General features: G+C 66.6%; 13 protein-coding genes. 1 reads left to right on the top strand and 12 read right to left on the bottom strand.

All coding sequences use genetic code 11. The features are described 5' to 3' along the window. Positions 1 to 21: 21 nt before the first annotated feature. From ACOERD_RS29980 to ACOERD_RS29925, 12 genes are all read right to left on the bottom strand, one after another. Positions 22 to 1,260: an aspartate kinase gene (locus tag ACOERD_RS29980; protein ID WP_419741385.1), complete on the bottom strand. Its 1,239-nt coding sequence runs from the start codon at positions 1,258 to 1,260 to the stop codon at positions 22 to 24. A 336-nt stretch (positions 1,261 to 1,596) separates the two neighbouring features. Then, positions 1,597 to 2,337, bottom strand: a complete 741-nt coding sequence (locus ACOERD_RS29975; protein WP_419737952.1) for a dCTP deaminase — start codon at positions 2,335 to 2,337, stop codon at positions 1,597 to 1,599. A 137-nt stretch (positions 2,338 to 2,474) separates the two neighbouring features. Beyond that, complete coding sequence (locus ACOERD_RS29970; RefSeq protein WP_419737951.1) at positions 2,475 to 3,071, bottom strand: hypothetical protein; 597 nt, start codon at positions 3,069 to 3,071, stop codon at positions 2,475 to 2,477. After that, on the bottom strand, positions 3,061 to 3,237 hold the full coding sequence (locus tag ACOERD_RS29965; protein WP_419737950.1) for a hypothetical protein: 177 nt from the start codon (positions 3,235 to 3,237) through the stop codon (positions 3,061 to 3,063). Before ACOERD_RS29965 ends, ACOERD_RS29970 begins: the two co-directional genes overlap by 11 nt. 45 nt (positions 3,238 to 3,282) lie before the next feature. Further along, the gene (locus tag ACOERD_RS29960) at positions 3,283 to 3,993 is read right to left on the bottom strand and encodes a DUF4376 domain-containing protein (RefSeq protein WP_419737949.1); all 711 of its coding nucleotides are present in this window, start codon (positions 3,991 to 3,993) and stop codon (positions 3,283 to 3,285) included. Positions 3,994 to 4,021: 28 nt separating this feature from the next. Further along, complete coding sequence (locus ACOERD_RS29955; protein WP_419741384.1) at positions 4,022 to 5,608, bottom strand: hypothetical protein; 1,587 nt, start codon at positions 5,606 to 5,608, stop codon at positions 4,022 to 4,024. Positions 5,609 to 5,839: 231 nt separating this feature from the next. Further along, positions 5,840 to 6,871 carry an IS110 family transposase gene (locus ACOERD_RS29950; protein WP_419737763.1) on the bottom strand — a complete coding sequence of 344 codons (1,032 nt, stop codon included), beginning with the start codon at positions 6,869 to 6,871 and terminating at the stop codon, positions 5,840 to 5,842. 233 nt (positions 6,872 to 7,104) lie between these two features. Continuing rightward, a complete protein-coding gene (locus ACOERD_RS29945; RefSeq protein WP_419741383.1) occupies positions 7,105 to 10,935 on the bottom strand; it encodes a host specificity factor TipJ family phage tail protein in 3,831 nt (1,276 codons plus the stop codon). Further along, the gene (locus tag ACOERD_RS29940) at positions 10,932 to 11,396 is read right to left on the bottom strand and encodes a hypothetical protein (RefSeq protein ID WP_419737945.1); all 465 of its coding nucleotides are present in this window, start codon (positions 11,394 to 11,396) and stop codon (positions 10,932 to 10,934) included. Before ACOERD_RS29940 ends, ACOERD_RS29945 begins: the two co-directional genes overlap by 4 nt. Before the next feature lie 13 nt (positions 11,397 to 11,409). Continuing rightward, a complete protein-coding gene (locus ACOERD_RS29935) occupies positions 11,410 to 11,913 on the bottom strand; it encodes a DUF1833 family protein (protein ID WP_419737944.1) in 504 nt (167 codons plus the stop codon). After that, positions 11,910 to 12,314, bottom strand: a complete 405-nt coding sequence (locus ACOERD_RS29930) for a hypothetical protein (RefSeq protein WP_419737943.1) — start codon at positions 12,312 to 12,314, stop codon at positions 11,910 to 11,912. The genes ACOERD_RS29935 and ACOERD_RS29930 overlap by 4 nt, the downstream gene beginning before the upstream one ends. After that, complete coding sequence (locus ACOERD_RS29925) at positions 12,314 to 13,636, bottom strand: phage tail tape measure C-terminal domain-containing protein (RefSeq protein WP_419740843.1); 1,323 nt, start codon at positions 13,634 to 13,636, stop codon at positions 12,314 to 12,316. Before ACOERD_RS29925 ends, ACOERD_RS29930 begins: the two co-directional genes overlap by 1 nt. A gap of 221 nt (positions 13,637 to 13,857) precedes the next feature. On the opposite strand from ACOERD_RS29925, the gene ACOERD_RS29920 reads away from it, so the two are divergent. Then, entirely contained in the window at positions 13,858 to 14,853 is a 996-nt protein-coding gene (locus ACOERD_RS29920) for a hypothetical protein (protein ID WP_419740842.1), read from the top strand. Positions 14,854 to 15,018: the final 165 nt, after the last annotated feature.

Here is a 15,018-nt window from a genome sequence, read left to right as displayed (position 1 = left end):
CGAAACCTTTGGCCGATCAGCTTAGGCCGCCTTGTCCAGTTCAAAGGCATCATGCAGTGCCTGAACAGCAAGTTCCATGTATTTCCTGTCGACAAGGACGGAAATTTTGATCTCAGAGGTTGTAATGACCTTGATGTTGATCCCCTCATCCGAGAGTACCTTGAACATTTTAGCCGCAACACCCGATTGCGAGCGCATGCCGATGCCCACAACAGAAACCTTGCAGACGTCTTCGTCGGCCACCAGCTCGGCATAGTTCAGCTCACCCGCACCCTTGATCGCCAGTAGCGCTTTTTCGGCGCGCGCAACCTGATCGGTTGGGCACGAGAATGTCATATCCGTGCGCCCTTCGTCCGAGATGTTTTGGACGATCATATCCACATTCACGCCCTCATCGCTGAGCGCGGTGAAGATGATCGAGGCGATGCCGGGGCGGTCGGCCACGGAAACGACGGTCATCTTGGCTTCGTCGCGGGAATAGGCCACACCGGCCACAACATTGGATTCCATGATATCCTCCTCGTCGCAGACCAGCGTACCGGCCTCGTCGGATTGTTCTTCGAAACTTGAAAGAACACGCAGTTTCACCTTATAGCGCATCGCCAGCTCGACCGAGCGGGTTTGCAGCACTTTCGCACCCAGCGATGCAAGTTCGAGCATTTCCTCGAACGAAATCCGGTGCAGCTTGCGCGCCTTTTCGCAGATACGCGGGTCGGTCGTGTAGACGCCATCGACATCAGTGTAGATATCGCAACGCTCCGCCTCAAACGCGGCAGCAAAGGCCACAGCAGTCGTGTCCGAGCCGCCACGGCCAAGCGTCGTGATCCGGCCCTCGGGGCTGATACCCTGGAAACCGGCAACCACGGCCACCCTCATACCTTCGCCAAACTTTTGGTTCAGGTTGTCGGTCGGAATTTCTTCGATCCGGGCGGAGGAATGCGCGCCATTGGTCAGCAGCGGCACTTGCCAGCCCTGCCAGCTGCGCGCCGGAATTTCCATCTCCTGCAACGTCAGCGCCATCAGGCCGGCGGTGACGTTTTCGCCCGATGACACTACAGCATCGTATTCGCGGGCGTCGAACATTGGCGAGGTCTCGTTCACCCACCCTACCAATTCGTTGGTTTTGCCGGACATTGCCGAGACGATGACAATGACGTCATAGCCCTTTGCCACCTCAACGCCGATACGTTTCGCCGCGCGGCGGATGCGGTCAAGATTGGCAACCGATGTGCCACCGAATTTCATCACGAGTACGGGCATGGGGGCAAGTGTCTCCGCGCCTTGGATTTAAAGTCCCGAGCCTCATATGCGAGGGGGACACCAAGAGCAAGGGGCGCCGCATAACAGATATTGCGTCAAGGGGCCGCTTTACTTTCCGAAAACGCAATGTCAGCCTAGCGCTAAAGCAATTCCAAGAGGTTATTCATGTGTAGCGCGACAGAATTATTGCTCAATCCGCGACAGTTTCGCGCCCAATCGATGTGATTTTCGCGTTGATTTCCGGTGCGACAGTTTCGTGCTCAATCGGGATTTTGTGCGGCAGTATTGTTGTCACACACCGGATGCGCACTGCTGACAGTGCAGTACAGCAGGACTCTAGGGCGCGGGGGGTGTTCCAAAGAAACTCTGCAGGAGTGACATAACAATCCACCCGACGGCGGCAACTCCAGCGGCACCCAAAATCCAGCCGATGACCTTTAGCCAAGGCTTGGCATCATTCACAATCTGCCGAATTTCATGTACATCGGAGGTCAGGATTTTCAGGTTACTGGCAAGATTTTTGACCGAGTGATCAAGCGTTTCAACGTTGTCAATAACATCAGCAAGGTTCCGGCTGCGCATTCTCATCATAAATTCGACATCTTGTGACGGAAAGTCCTTTTGCCCTTGATATGGCCCGGTATATCCGTGCTCGTCCTCTGATGATAGCTCATAGAAAATGACCGACATGATCACCTGGCCGTATTGCAAAATAATCGGCTCCAGCGTCGGATTATATAGGGAAACAAAAATTTTTCCCTTATAGCCGGGATCGATTTGAGGACCCCCAAACGCGATGACACCCCTCCTCGCAAGACCAGAGCGGATGCCGTATGACGCGCAAATGCTGTTGGGCAGTTCAAAAAACTCTTCCGAGGATACAGACGCCCAAGAGTTGCTTTCGAGAATGAACTCATCGCCCTCTCCCCAGACATGACGACCGGCACCGGCGGCAAGAACATCGCCTATTCGACAATCGTAGCTCGCGGGCTCGATTTTAGTCTTGTCAAACGGCTCGATTTTGATCGCGCCCGTTGCGATTCTGTCACCGATATCTTTTCGTCCAAGGATTGCCATGCCTGCGCCTTTTCCTGCCTTGCAGAAAGATTAACATTCCCGACCGCACAATGGAATCCCGCGCGTTGATTTTCGCCGCGACAGTTTCGCGCCCAATCGGGTTGTTGTTTTGCCATTTTTGCTTTTGATCAGCCTCATTACTTCAGCGCAGAAAACGGCTCGGTGAGAGCGCGGCAGAAGTCGCCGGACCAGTTCGGGTTGTGGTTCTGAAGGTGTGCTGGCGCGATATCATCAAGGTGCAGGCGGTTTTGCGTTCTGAGGAACCTGATGGTCTCGCAGAGTTCCCTGATCACGGGTGATACAAGGCGTTCGGCTTCTGCATATGGCCCGCTGCCGTTGTGAAAGCTGCGTGTGGTTGCGGTATTCTGGAACCATGTCGCGATGCCTTCCTCCATGACACTGGCAACGCCCTGTGCGGGATCAATGAGGTGGACGCATTCGTGAGCAAGCTGCCAGCGCGCCCTTGCCCCGTCCTGCATTGCGGACCGGTTCAAGTGCACAATGACATGCTTGCCATGAGGATGGGTGTCCGGGAACCATGTCTTGGGCATTTCATGGCATGTATCGACAAACTCGATGCCGAGGACAGTGAAGGCGGGATCTCTGGGCCCCAGCATGGCTTCGATGTCGGACAGGAACACGCCGAGCCATCGCGTGAAGGTGCGGGGCTCAAATCTGCTGGTCGCGCCCTCCTGCATGACAAGCCGTGTGACGAACTGCCCGTCAGCGGCCATTGAGGAGGATCTCTGAAAGGGCCAGATCGGCGGCTTCATTTGGCAGGCGACGGCCGAAAGCCTCAAGCAGGGTCTTGTGGAGCGCCTCGAGCGCCTCGAGTTCCTTGCGCTTGTCGTCGATTCTGGCGGCGAGATATTCCATTGAGGACGGTGTGTACTGGCTCATGTCCGATCTCCGTTGTACGTGTTTTAGCATATCCGCGCGGGCGCGTCATTGGGGCTGGGTGGCGTGCTCCGGCCATCCTTGTGCGACGTTTATGGCAAGGATTGCCTCTGCGGTTGTGGCGGCGGTGATGGCATCCTTGAGTGTGCGGGCGTGGATGCGGCGGGCGCTCTGCCAGGCCGAGAGGGCTTTGGCGAGGGCTGTGATGTCCTCTGCGCGCATGGGGACGCGGGTGTTTGCGGCATCGATCCAGACGAAGTCTTTGGGCCAGTTGGGTTCTGCGGCGGCGCGCAGGGCGGCGGCGGTGATGGCTGCGGCGCTTTTGGTATCGCCCTGCCAGGTGCGGGCGTTGTGGGTGAAGGTGGTGCGGCGTGCAAGCTCTGCGGCCAGTTGGGCGTGCTTGTGCTGCCGGGCCTCTTCGCAGGCCTGGTGCACGGCGTGCCGGGTGAGGCTGTCCCATGCGGGCTTGTCGCCGGCCTTTGCATCTTCGCGGCCATAGGGGTCGGGCTGTGTGGCGGCGGCGAATTGCGGCGGGTTCCATGTGTAGCGGTCCCACATGGTTTTGGTGATGGTCTCCGGGGGCTCGGCCTCTTCGGGGAAAGCGGTCCATGGCAGGATGTCGTGAGGCAGGGCAAGACCTGTCTCGGTGAGGGCCAGGAGCGCCTGTGCGAAGGCGTCGTAGGAGAGCGTTTGTGGCGCGGGGTCTTGTGCGGTGGGGTCTTGTGTCACTGGGCTTTGTGTCACTGGGCTTTGTGTCATGGGTCATATCCTGGGTCAGGCGACGGGATCAGGCGAAGGGGCGGGTTTCTCGTGCGGTGAGGGTGAGATATGCGGCAGCACTCCATGCGACCCGTGTGCTGCCGCCTCTGATACCCGCGACGCTCGCGCCCCCGGTGCGTACGGTTCCTGTTGCGCGCAGGGTGAGCCTTTTCTGCCGGCCGACCGGGGTGAGCCGGGCGGGCAGCACCCCGCTGAGAACGGCACGGCCTGCGGCGCCGGTGGTGACGCTGATGCTGAGGGTCCGGATGACGACATTGTCGAGCCGGACCTCGAGCCGGACGTTGAAGGTTGCGCTGTTGTATCTTGTGCCCACGGCCGATTCTGAACCCTCGCTGTTGCGGCTATGTTCGTACCAATAGGACGAGGAAGGCGGGGTGAACCCGCCGCCCGAGACCTCGACCGCGTAGCGGATGATCTCGTCGGCACTGTCCCTGCGCACCACGATATCGGAGCCGCCATCACTGCGGCGCGTGGAGAAGCGCTGGTTTTTTCTTGTGCGCGCCCTGCCCGACGCGTCCAATCGCCAGCGCGCGCCCCGGGCCACATCGCCGATGAGGCTGTCATCGAGATGGGTGAGGGTGATGAGGCCGGGGCCGATCTGGACGCCGCCGGTGATGAGCGCGGTGTCGGCGCGCAGATGGGTGCCGTCGATCTGGCCGGCGGCGAGGGCCTCGGCCAGCAGCGTGCCGGGGATGACGGTATTGCCGTTGATGACATGGGTGACGGGGAGCCATGCGGTGCCGGTCCAGGCGCGGGTTTCGGCCCAGCCTCCGGCGCTGTCGGTGAGGGTGACCACATCGCCGGTGACATTGGCGCCGGGGGTTGCGCGATCGGCGATGCTGTTCACCCAGCCGCGCGCGCTGACGCGCCGGGCATAGCTGCCCGCCCCGCGCGCGCCATTGCTGCCATCACGCCCGTTGATGCCGTTGCGCCCGTCACGCCCGTTGCGGCCGGGGTCTCCCTTGTCCCCCCTGTCTCCCTTGCCGCCGGTATCGCCTTTCCTGCCCGGTCGCCCCTGCCGGCCGGTATCGCCGGTATCGCCCTTCCTGCCCGGCCGCCCCGGGGCGCCGTCGCGTGCATATCTGGTCCATTGCACCGGTCGGGAAAACGCCCCCCAGTTGCCGGAGGAGCCTTTGCGCTGGCTGGCCCAGAGATAGGGTCTGGCGGCGCTGACGTCAGGGGCATCATCAACCCAGCCCTCGGGCACATGATCGTCGAGGCGCCGCTGGGTGGCTGTTGTGCGCGGGGTGGCGGGGCGGATCGGGGTGCTGGTGGCGCGAAAGATGAACTCGACACCCGGACCATCAAGGCCCGGTCGCCCCTGCCGGCCGGTATCGCCGGTATCGCCCTTCCTGCCCGGTCGCCCCGGGGCGCCGTCGCGTGCATAGCGGGCCCAAAGCTCGGGTGGCGAAAACGCGCCCCAGTTGCCCGAAGAGCCGGTGCGGCGACTGGCCCAGAGATAGGGCGCGTCGCGCGTGATCCCGACGGGATCATCGGACCAGCCGGGGGGCACATGATCATTTGCCCTGGACTGCGCGGGCGTTGTCTGCGGTCTTGCGGGCGCCCGGCGGGTGGCGGTGCGCCGGAAGATCATCTCGACCCCAGCGCCATCCTGCCCGTCACGCCCATCCTGCCCGTCGCGTCCCGGCTGCCCGTCCTGGCCCGGGTCCCCGTCGGTGCCGTCGCGTCCCGGCTGACCGGCGGCCCCCGGGATGCCGTCGCGTGCATATCTGCCCAGGAGCGCGGGGCGCGAAAACGCCCCCCAGAGCCCCGCGCGCCCGCGCCGCTCGCTGATCCATTCATATGGCTGCTCCTATGATGATTGTCAAGCATGACATTGATTTTGTTTGATTTTAAATTCGACAAAATCGTCGAAGACCCAGCCGTTCTTGAGCGTGTCATAGATGATCTTGAGCAGCTTGCGGGCAGTGGCTATGATCGCCTTGCCCGCGCCACGGCGTTCCTTGATGCGCCGATAATGGCTGTTGAGATATCCCGAATAGCGGATCGCGATGAGCGTACATTGCACCAGCGTGGTGCGCATGAGCTTGTTGCCGCGCTTCGTGATCCGCCCGTGATGTTCGGTTTCGTTTGAGTTGCTCACCTTGGGCACGATGCCGACATAGGCGGCCAGCTTGTCCGCGTCGGAGAAGTCTTCAACCCTGCCGATCCCCGCCAGCAGGACCGCGGCAGATCGCGCACCGATCCCCTTGATGCTGGTGAGCCCCTCAAAGCCTTTCATGGCCGAGGCGGCCTCCTCGATGGCCTTGTCGAGACGGCTCAGGGTTTCGGTCAGGCCGAGCGCCTGGTCCCGCAATGCCGCCAGTTCGACCTGCTCAAGCGGTGTGAAGCGGCTGAGATCCAGGTCGCGCAGGCGCTTCTTGCTGGACAACCCTTCCTTCTTCAGCTTCATGCCGTGGCGGACAAACATCGCGTGGATGCCGTTCAGCAGCATGGTGCGCTGTTTGACCAGCATGTCACGCGTCCGGGTCAGCGAGGCCAGTTCGCTTTCCTGAGTGGACTTGAGCCGGGTTTCCGGCAGCATGTCCTTCGACAGGAAAAACGCCAGGGCGCGGGCATCGTTGCGATCGGTTTTCTTCACCGATGTGCGGATCACTTTAAACTGGCGCGGGTTGACCACAACGATCCGGCCGACACAGGGTTCCACCTCACCGCAGAACCAGGCCGTGTTGCCGGTGGCCTCGACCGCCAGTTCGTCATCCGCATCAAGGCTCTGACAGAACTGCTCAAGCGCCTGCGCGGACAGTTGAAAGGTTTGGAATGTTTCCGATCCGTCCGTCTCACGCCGACAGATCGTGAAGGAATTCGTATGAAGATCGACACCTATGTAAGCCATGGCTATACTCCCTGCTCAAGGAGGCGGAGCCCCCAATGGGGCGTGAACGGCCAAACCAAGCTCCTATGCAGGATCACCGGCCAAAACCGGGCCCTATGGGGGCTGTTCGGAAACAGGCGAAGGCTAAGCTCCACTACAGGGTCACAATGCCCTACGAAAACATCCAGCCTGAGACCTATCCGCCTCCCCGAATCCTCTAACAGATTCAGGGCGTTTGGCCGATCACAAATCATTCATACCCCCTCCACGGTGACACCCAGGGGCGTGGCGGACCAGGGCGGGGGCGTGTAGCCGGGCATCTGGGCCGGATCTGTTGCCGCCCCTGTTGCCGCCTCACCCGTTTGCGCGGGCGGGGTGAGGCTGAGGGTCATGGCGGTGACGGTGTCGCGGGAGCGCAGATTGTAGAAAAGCAGCCGGAAGGTGAAGCGCTCGCCGGCCCTCAGCGTGATGTCGAGATGATCATCTGCACCGCGGCGCGCGGCATTGCCCTTGGCGCTGAAGATGGCCCAGTCGGTGCCCTGGTCGGGGGCGCCGTCCATGGTGATGCGCCAGGTGCCGGCGCGTCCCCGGGGTGCGGTGAAGCGGAACCATGTGGCGGTCCAGGCCGGGCCCGGCGGGTCGAGGCCCTTGAGGAGGGGGAAGATATCGAGCGCCCGGATGCCGAGCGGGGTGGTCAGGACATGGGGGGCCTCTTGCGTGCCTGAGCCGGTCAGCCCCGGCGGCGGTGGCGCGGTGGCATGGGCGGTGCGGGTGAAGAGCCGCTCGACGCTGGCGCCGTCCTGTCCATCCTGCCCGTCCTGTCCGTCCTGTCCGGGCCGGCCCTGCGCTCCCAGGGAGGACCAGAGCGTGGGGCTGCTCCAGCGGGTCCAGGGCCCGCCGCCGGTGCGGCCCTTGCGTTCGGTGATCCACTGGAAGGGGGCCTTGGATGTGAGGCTGACCGGTATGCGCTGCCATCCTGCGGGCAGATGGGTATCGCTGTCGCTGCCGCCAGGCCCCGGGCGGGCGGGTGGCGCGTTCTGCGTGGCGCTGGCGCGGAACGCATATTGGGTGACGGGCAGTTTGACCGCATCCGCCAGATCGACGGGGCCGGTGAAGGCGGCCTCTCCGGGCACGCCATCCCTGTTCAGGGCGGCGAGCGCAAAGCGCCAGCGCCCGGCGGGTGGCAGGCGTGTCTCGAGCGGCAGGGCGGTGATCCGGCCATGCAGGAGCGGGGTGAGCGCCTCCCATGTGGCCGCAGCGCGCGCGGGCCCGTAGCGCAGGGCGTAGCCGGCGACGCGCCCGTCAGGGGGCGGGGTGGCGGTAAAGCGGCGGGCGCCATCGCCCAGCATCTCGACCCCGAAGCCTTCGGGGGCGGCGATGGGGACGGTTTTGTCGCCGATGAGGGTATGGGTGGTGGTGAAGACGGGCCCGAGGGGGGCGGCGCGGGAGCCGGGGGTGATCTCGATGTCGATCTCGCGGCCGGAGGCATCATCGGTTGAGAAGATATATGTGGTGACGGCCTGCCGGTCGTCTGCCACGACGCGCCAGCCATGGCTGTCGCGGGCGCGGATGGTCGCGCCCTGCCAGGGGCCGGATGTGGTGAGCCGCAGGGTCACTTCGGTGGTTCCGTCGGCGCGCGCCCGATCGGTGATCGCGGCATCGAGCACGGCCGGGCTTTGGGGAGCGGGCAGCGGCAGGGGCGCGCTGAGATCGGCGGTGGCGGCGTTGTGATAGGCGGCCACCTCGTCGATGGCCTCGAGCCGGATGCGCGTGGCCGAGACCGGTTCAAAGCCCACGATGCGCAGGGGCGCGGGCGGGGCGTCACCGGGATAGACGCGCCAGAGCACATCCGACACCTCCGTCTCTTCGTGCTGCCAGTCATCGGGCAGGGCGCTGGCGGGGCGCACCAGGGCTCCGTCGGCGGTGATCGCGCGGGTGATGAGGCGACCATCGCCCAGGCGCAGCATCGCATACCAGCTCTCGTCTTGCGCGATCTCGAAGCTCTGGCCCAGGTCCCAGCGTTCGGGAAGGTTTCTGGCGGCGTCAGCCGGCAGGACCGTGACGAGCCGTCCGGTCTGGCCGCCATCGATGAGGGAATGGGTGAGGCGCACCACGTCGCCCCGGGCGATGGAGAGCCCTTCGGCGGCCATCTCCCATGTGAGACGGCGGCGGTGATAGAGCTGGCGGGCGGCCTGCAGATTGGCTTCGGTGGCGGCCTGAGCGGGCGTGGTGACGCCCGGCAGCGTGAGGGTTGCGGTGCGTTTGGGCGTGGTGACGCCCGGCATGGTGCGGCGCAGGGTCTGGAATTGCCAGTCGGCGTCCGGGTCGAGATAGCGCACGGCGATCTCATCGGCGGGTTTTTCGCCGGACCAGGTGATCTCGAGGCTGCCCGCTATGATATTGCCGGGGGTGATGAGCGCGGTGGCGGGGGTTGCGGGGTCGTCCCACACCACGCCCAGCTTGCCGCTGGCCCATGTGGGGCTGGCCCGCCCGCATTGGCAGATGGTGCGGATGATCCGGGCCGAGGGAACGGGGCGGTCGAGGCTGAGATTGCAGGTGAGGTTCTGCCTCTCGCACCAGGCGGCCCAGGCGGTGAAGGAGGGCAGGTCGATGCGCCGGTCAGCCAGTCCCAGCCCCCAGGCAAGGCGGCCCGAGACAAAGCCGCCGCGCAGGAAGGCGAGCAGGATCCAGGCCGGGTTGGAGGTGGCGCGGGGTTTGGCGCGGCGCGAGACCGAGCGGGGCAGTAGATGCCGGGTGATGGCGTGGATGGCGGGCAATTGGCCGGAGGCCTGGGCCGAGGCGGGCAGGCGCAGGCGCAGCCGGGTCTGGCCGCTATAGTCGGCGGTATCGGGCTGGAAGGAGCGCAGCGCGGCCCAGGCCAGCGCGTCGATCTCGTTATCCGCGCCCGAGGGCGCGGTGCGGCGGCGCACGCGGACCTCCCACTGCGCGGTCGCCCCGGGGTGGATGCGGATGGTGCGGCGCAGCCCGTCGCGGGGGCTGTCGCCATTTGCGCGCAGCGTGACGCGGCGGCGGGTCCAGCCCTCGCGCACGCCCACCCTGCGATAGCTGATCACGATCTCGCGGGAGAGAGCGTAGGGTTTGCCGGAGCGTTTGCGCAGACCGAAGAGCTGCCCGGTGATGTCGAGATCGAAGCGGTTGGTGCCGGGGCTTGTACGGCGCGAGATCAGGCGGCGGCCTTCGAGCTCTGCGCCCTGGATGGTGTCGACATTGGCAGGCCATGTGGGATCGGGCCCGCGCAGGATCTGCGCCTGTGCGCCTGGAAAGTCCGACAGCGGCTGGTTGCCGATGCGCAGGTCGGCGCGCTCCAGATGCAGGTTGCCCAGGCCGAATGTGAGGCTGAGATTAAGGAACTGCGCGTCATCCTCGAACTCGGTCCAGGGTTTTGCGCCGAGATCGGGAAAGACGCGGTGGCGTCCGAAGGTGAGCAGGAGCGGCGCGTAGGGCCGGGCCCGGTTGGCACCGCCGCTCAGCGAATAATCGCGGCGGGCGGGCGCGTCCTGGTCCAGCCCGTCCGCGTCGCGCACGGGCACCAGCGCGTTGATGATCAGCCCGCCGGCGGTGGAGATGGCGGCCCCGGCCAGGGCGCCGGCAACCTGTGCCCCCAGGCTGCCGGCCCCAAAACCAAGCGCGCCGCTTGAGGCGATGGCGGAGGCGGCCCAGCCGCCGATGGCGATGGTGGCGATGGTCAGGATGGCCGCAAGCGGGTTGGAATCATCGCCCTGAAGGGCTGCGCGCAATGTGAGGCGCTGGCCGGGGCGCAGGGCCGTGTGCGCCCAGGCCCCGGGCGGCAGGGCGATCCCGTCAAGGCTTACGTTTACCGGCAGGGACCCCCGCGCGGGCCAGGCGAGATCCAGCGCCTGGGCCACGCTCAAGGGTTCAGGTGGGGCGTCATGGGTGCGCGCGGGCAGGGGCAGGATGATCTCCGGCACCCGGGCCTGCGCGGTCAGCGGGTGCGGCCACAGATCGGCGCTTGCAAAGCCGACCTGAGAGGCCGTCACAGGGGGTTTGAAGGGCGTTTGCGAGGGTGTTTTTGAGGGTGTTTTTGAGGGTGTTTTTGAGGTCATGATCCTGTCTCCCAGCGATAGAGCCCGACCACCACAAGCCCGCGTGCGGGCAATATGCGCAACCGGTGCAGCACCGTGCCCAGCCCCGGTTGCCAGTGCAGGCAGGCCGGCTCGGTCATGTCGGCATAAAGCCCGATGTGATGGCCCAGCCCCGCGCGGCGTCCGCGCGCCCGCATCAGCACCCCGTCCCCGTCGCACGCCCTCTCGCGCGCACCCAGGCGCCGGGCGATCCCGCCTTCGGTTGCGCGCCCGGTTGCGCATCCGGTTTTGCGCCCGGCTTCACACATGAGCGCGTCCCGGATGGCCGCGTCATTGGCGCGGATGCCGCCCGGCGCGGCGGGCAGGGCGATGTCGGACCCGAACTCGACGCGCAGCACATGCGAGACCAGCGCGGCGCAATCTTCCGCCCGATGCCCGATCCAGCGCTCTGTCCAGTGCGTCTCCATCAGCTGAGCTTCCATCAGAACAGCCCCATCAGAACAGGCCGGGAGAGGTGGCGGGATCGTGGCGCAGGGTTACACCCGCGCGGCCCAGGAGCGGATCAAAGCCCAGCCGGGCGGTCACCGTGCGGCTGGTGGCGGTGATCTGCAGCACATCCATGGTGACGTCATAATCGGGGGTGGCAACGGGGGTATCCGCGCGCGCGGTGACGATCATGACCCGCACGGTGATGCCATGGATGCCGCTGGCGGTGGCGCGCGCCCCATCGATCCAGGCGGTGAGCTCGCGGCCCACATTGTCAATCGCCAGTTCCGCCGCCGGCACCCGGTCGGGTGCGTCCGTGGCGATGCGGGCCTCAAAGCCCAGGGCGATATATTTGCGCCCCCCGACCACCCGGTCGCGGCTCTGGCCGTCATTGATGATGCGCACCCGGGCGGAAAGCTCCGGGTGGGCAATCTCCAGCGCCGCCAACTGGCTGTCTTTCGGGCTTGCGGCAATGCGCGCGCGGGCGCGCGCGGCGTTTTCGGCTTTGCTCATGTGGTTTCCAGCTCCATCTCAAGTTCCCAGCTGCGCCGCCCGGCGGGCGCGACATGCGCGCGGTAGCTGATGCCGCCATCCCCGCCCACCACGCGCATCATGACCCGCGCCCCGGTCTCGTCGGGAAAGCGAAACGGGCGATGGGCATTGGCCCCGGCCCAGGCGCGGAACCGGATGAGGTCTTCATCGGGGCTGCGCGTGATACCTGCCTCCCGGCTGCCCAGGAGCCAGGCGCGGATCCGGCGGCGGGCGGGGGTGGCGGTAAAGCGGCGCACCTGGCGTATCGCGCCATCGTCGAACCCGGTGCGCTCGACCACGGTGACGGGCAGGATCTGCCGGGCCGGGTCGATCCGTGCATAGGCGGGCCATGCGGGCCTTGTGGGAGAGAGGGGGGCGGACATCAGTAGGGGCTCTCCCCGGTGGTGGTGCGGACGGCCTGGCCGATGGGGCCGTTTGTGAGGATGTCCTCGACGACGAGGCCGATCACCCAGCGATCGGGGCTGAAACTGGCGTGCGCCTCCACCGCCCGCTGCGCGGTGCCGCGATTGTCGATCGAGATATCAACGCGCGGTCCCGGCCCGGCCCCTGATGCCTCTGAACCGCTGCGCCCCGGCAGGCGCAGGCTGGGGATATCGTGGCCGCGCAGCCCCGGCACGCCCGGCACACCGGCCACGCCGCCGGCATGATAGCGCGCCGCCTCGCGCAGGATCGCCTGGGCCCGGGCCTGATCGGGGCTGTCCGCGCGCCCCGCCAGCAGGGCCCGCGATTGCGCCGAGGTCAGCACCGCCTCGCCTTCCATCAGCACGGTATGGACCTCGCCCGGCTTGAGTGCAGGGGCAAAAGCGACCGGGGCAGGATTACGCTCCACTTTCGGGACACCGCCGTCATGAAACGGGCGCGCGCGGGGGCGCGGGGAGCTGCGGGGGGCTGCACCTGACCCGAACACCCCGCCCAGGGCATCGGCCAGCGGCCCGGTGATATTCTGGCGAATGGCGATCCGCGCCAGATCGGCGATGATGGAATTGGCCAGATCGCCAAAAGACGCCTTGCCGGTGGTGACAAAGCGGGTGAGGGCGTCTTCCAGCCCCTTAAACCCCGCACCCCAGGCCTGCGCCACCTCGTCGCGGCTCTCGATGGCATCGCGCGCATAAGTGCCCAGCGTCCGCGCCAGCGCGGTTTCCAGCTTGCGCGCCTCTTGCCGCGCCTTTTCCATCTCGCGGCGCAGTCTTGCCGCCGCGCGGGCGGCCGCGCGAGACCCCGCGCGCTCGGCGCTGCCTGCCGCACGCAACTGCGCCCCGAGCCGGGCGGTCTCGGCTGCCGCCTCCGCCGCAGCCTCCGCCGTCTCGCGCAAACCCCTTGTGCGCGCCCGCGCTTCCTCGGCCGTGAGGCCACCTGCCACATAGCCCTGTTCAACAGGCGCGATCTCGCGGTCAGATCTTTGCAGGCTGAGCGCGCGCGCCAGCGCCGCCGGATCGCCGCGATGCTGCAATCGCAGCCTGGCCTCGTCCAGGCGCGCATCGGCCGATCTGCCAAAGCGCTCCATCTCGCTTGCCGCCTGCCGCAACCGCTCGGCCAGGCGGTCGGCCACGAGAACCCCGCTTTCCAGCCCCGGCGCGATCTGCGCGCCGGCACCGGCCAGCGCGAGCACCTGGTCCTCGGCCTCCAGCACCTTGCGGATAAAGGCCTCAAGGGCGGCGCGCTGGGTCTCGCTCTGGCTCCGCACTGTCGCCCCCGTGGTGACGAGCGCTGCGCGCAGCGCCTCAAAGGCTGCCCTGCGCGCCGCGCCTCTTCCCCCTCACCCGCCCGCAAGCCCCGGAAGGCCTCGATCACCCGGGCGGCGGCCTCTTCGGTGAGACCGAAGGCCCGGGCCAGCTCTGTCTGTGCCGCGCGCGCCCGCGCGCCCAGATCGTCAATGTCGCGCGAGGCCCGCGCAAACGCCTCCGGTTGCGCCTGAAGGGCAATCTCCTCCAGCAACGCCTCCACCGTGACGCCGAAGCGCTGCGCCGCCGCGTCGAGCTCGGGCCCCTCAAAGATCTGCGCCAGTTCCGCCTGCGCCGCTTCCCGTGTCTCGGTGACCTGGCTAACCAGGTCCTCAAGCGGGCCGGAAAACGCCGCCCGGGCCCGGGCGGCCAGATCTGCCAGCAGCGCCTCTTCATCGGCTCGTGTCCGGCGCGTGGCCGCAAGAGAGGCCGGGCCAGCCGCATCCTCCAGCTCTCCGATCACCTCCGCAACGGCCCGCGCCGCATCGCGCCGCGCCAGTGCCTCCTGGGCGGCAATCAATCCGCGCGCCTGGTCGGCGGCGGCCCCGTATCTTTCCGCCAGCGCCTCGACGTCGCGCGCCAGGGCGCGCAGGGACCGCAGCCGCTCGGCGGCCTCCGCCAGCCGCTCGGAGGCCTCACCCGCCTCACCCGCCTCTTCGCCCAGGTCAAAAAGCGCTCCCGCCAGCGGCAGGCCCACCGCGACCACGGCCCCCAGAACCGCCCCCAGGGCGCCAAAGCCGCCCAAAAGCTGCGGCAGGTTCTGCGCCAGCGCCACGCTGGCGGCTGTCCCGGCGGCGGTCTGCACCGCGAAATCCTGTACCTGGAAAGCCAGGTTCTGTATCGCCGCGCGGCTGGAGCGGCCTGCGCCCGCAAGCGCGCGGTTGGCATTGGCCGCGCGGCTGGCAGATGCGGCCTGCATGTCCATCGCGCCCGCCGCACGGGCCGCGGCGCGCGCCGCCGCGAGCGTGGCACCTGCGGCCTGAACATTCGCGCGGGCTGTGCGCAGGGCGGCGCGGGCCAGCCGGTCCTTTGCGCGCGCGTCCTCCAGCGCTGTGCGCGCGGCGTCGGAGTGTTCGCGTCCAACTTCTGCCTGGGCGCGTTCCAGTTCATGCGCGGCGCGCGCCGCCTCACCCGCCGATTGCGCAGCGACCGCATTGGCGCGCGCCACCTCCCGGCTTGAGCGTTTGATCACCCCGCCCAGCCGTTGCACCTGCGTCGCGGCCGCTTTTGTATCCGCCGTGATGCGCAGGGCCAGCTCAAGCGTGTTACCCGCCATCTCCGCCCCCTCCTCCGCTCTCTCCTCCGCTCTCTCCTCCGCCCCCGCCCATGAGCGCCGCCGCCATCA

It is taken from the genome of Ruegeria sp. (genome assembly GCF_965199275.1).
Lineage (GTDB): Bacteria > Pseudomonadota > Alphaproteobacteria > Rhodobacterales > Rhodobacteraceae > Ruegeria.
This window is presented reverse-complemented; position numbering and strand designations above follow the sequence as displayed.

Bases quoted from the DNA above. Each gene is read 5' to 3' on its own strand.
- ACOERD_RS29980 (WP_419741385.1), bottom strand. From the start codon at position 1,260: ATGCCCGTACTCGTGATGAAATTCGGTGGCACATCGGTTGCCAATCTT.
- ACOERD_RS29975 (WP_419737952.1), bottom strand. From the start codon at position 2,337: ATGGCAATCCTTGGACGAAAAGATATCGGTGACAGAATCGCAACGGGC.
- ACOERD_RS29970 (WP_419737951.1), bottom strand. From the start codon at position 3,071: ATGGCCGCTGACGGGCAGTTCGTCACACGGCTTGTCATGCAGGAGGGC.
- ACOERD_RS29965 (WP_419737950.1), bottom strand. From the start codon at position 3,237: ATGAGCCAGTACACACCGTCCTCAATGGAATATCTCGCCGCCAGAATC.
- ACOERD_RS29960 (WP_419737949.1), bottom strand. From the start codon at position 3,993: ATGACACAAAGCCCAGTGACACAAAGCCCAGTGACACAAGACCCCACC.
- ACOERD_RS29955 (WP_419741384.1), bottom strand. From the start codon at position 5,608: ATGATCTTCCGGCGCACCGCCACCCGCCGGGCGCCCGCAAGACCGCAG.
- ACOERD_RS29950 (WP_419737763.1), bottom strand. From the start codon at position 6,871: ATGGCTTACATAGGTGTCGATCTTCATACGAATTCCTTCACGATCTGT.
- ACOERD_RS29945 (WP_419741383.1), bottom strand. From the start codon at position 10,935: ATGACCTCAAAAACACCCTCAAAAACACCCTCAAAAACACCCTCGCAA.
- ACOERD_RS29940 (WP_419737945.1), bottom strand. From the start codon at position 11,396: ATGGAAGCTCAGCTGATGGAGACGCACTGGACAGAGCGCTGGATCGGG.
- ACOERD_RS29935 (WP_419737944.1), bottom strand. From the start codon at position 11,913: ATGAGCAAAGCCGAAAACGCCGCGCGCGCCCGCGCGCGCATTGCCGCA.
- ACOERD_RS29930 (WP_419737943.1), bottom strand. From the start codon at position 12,314: ATGTCCGCCCCCCTCTCTCCCACAAGGCCCGCATGGCCCGCCTATGCA.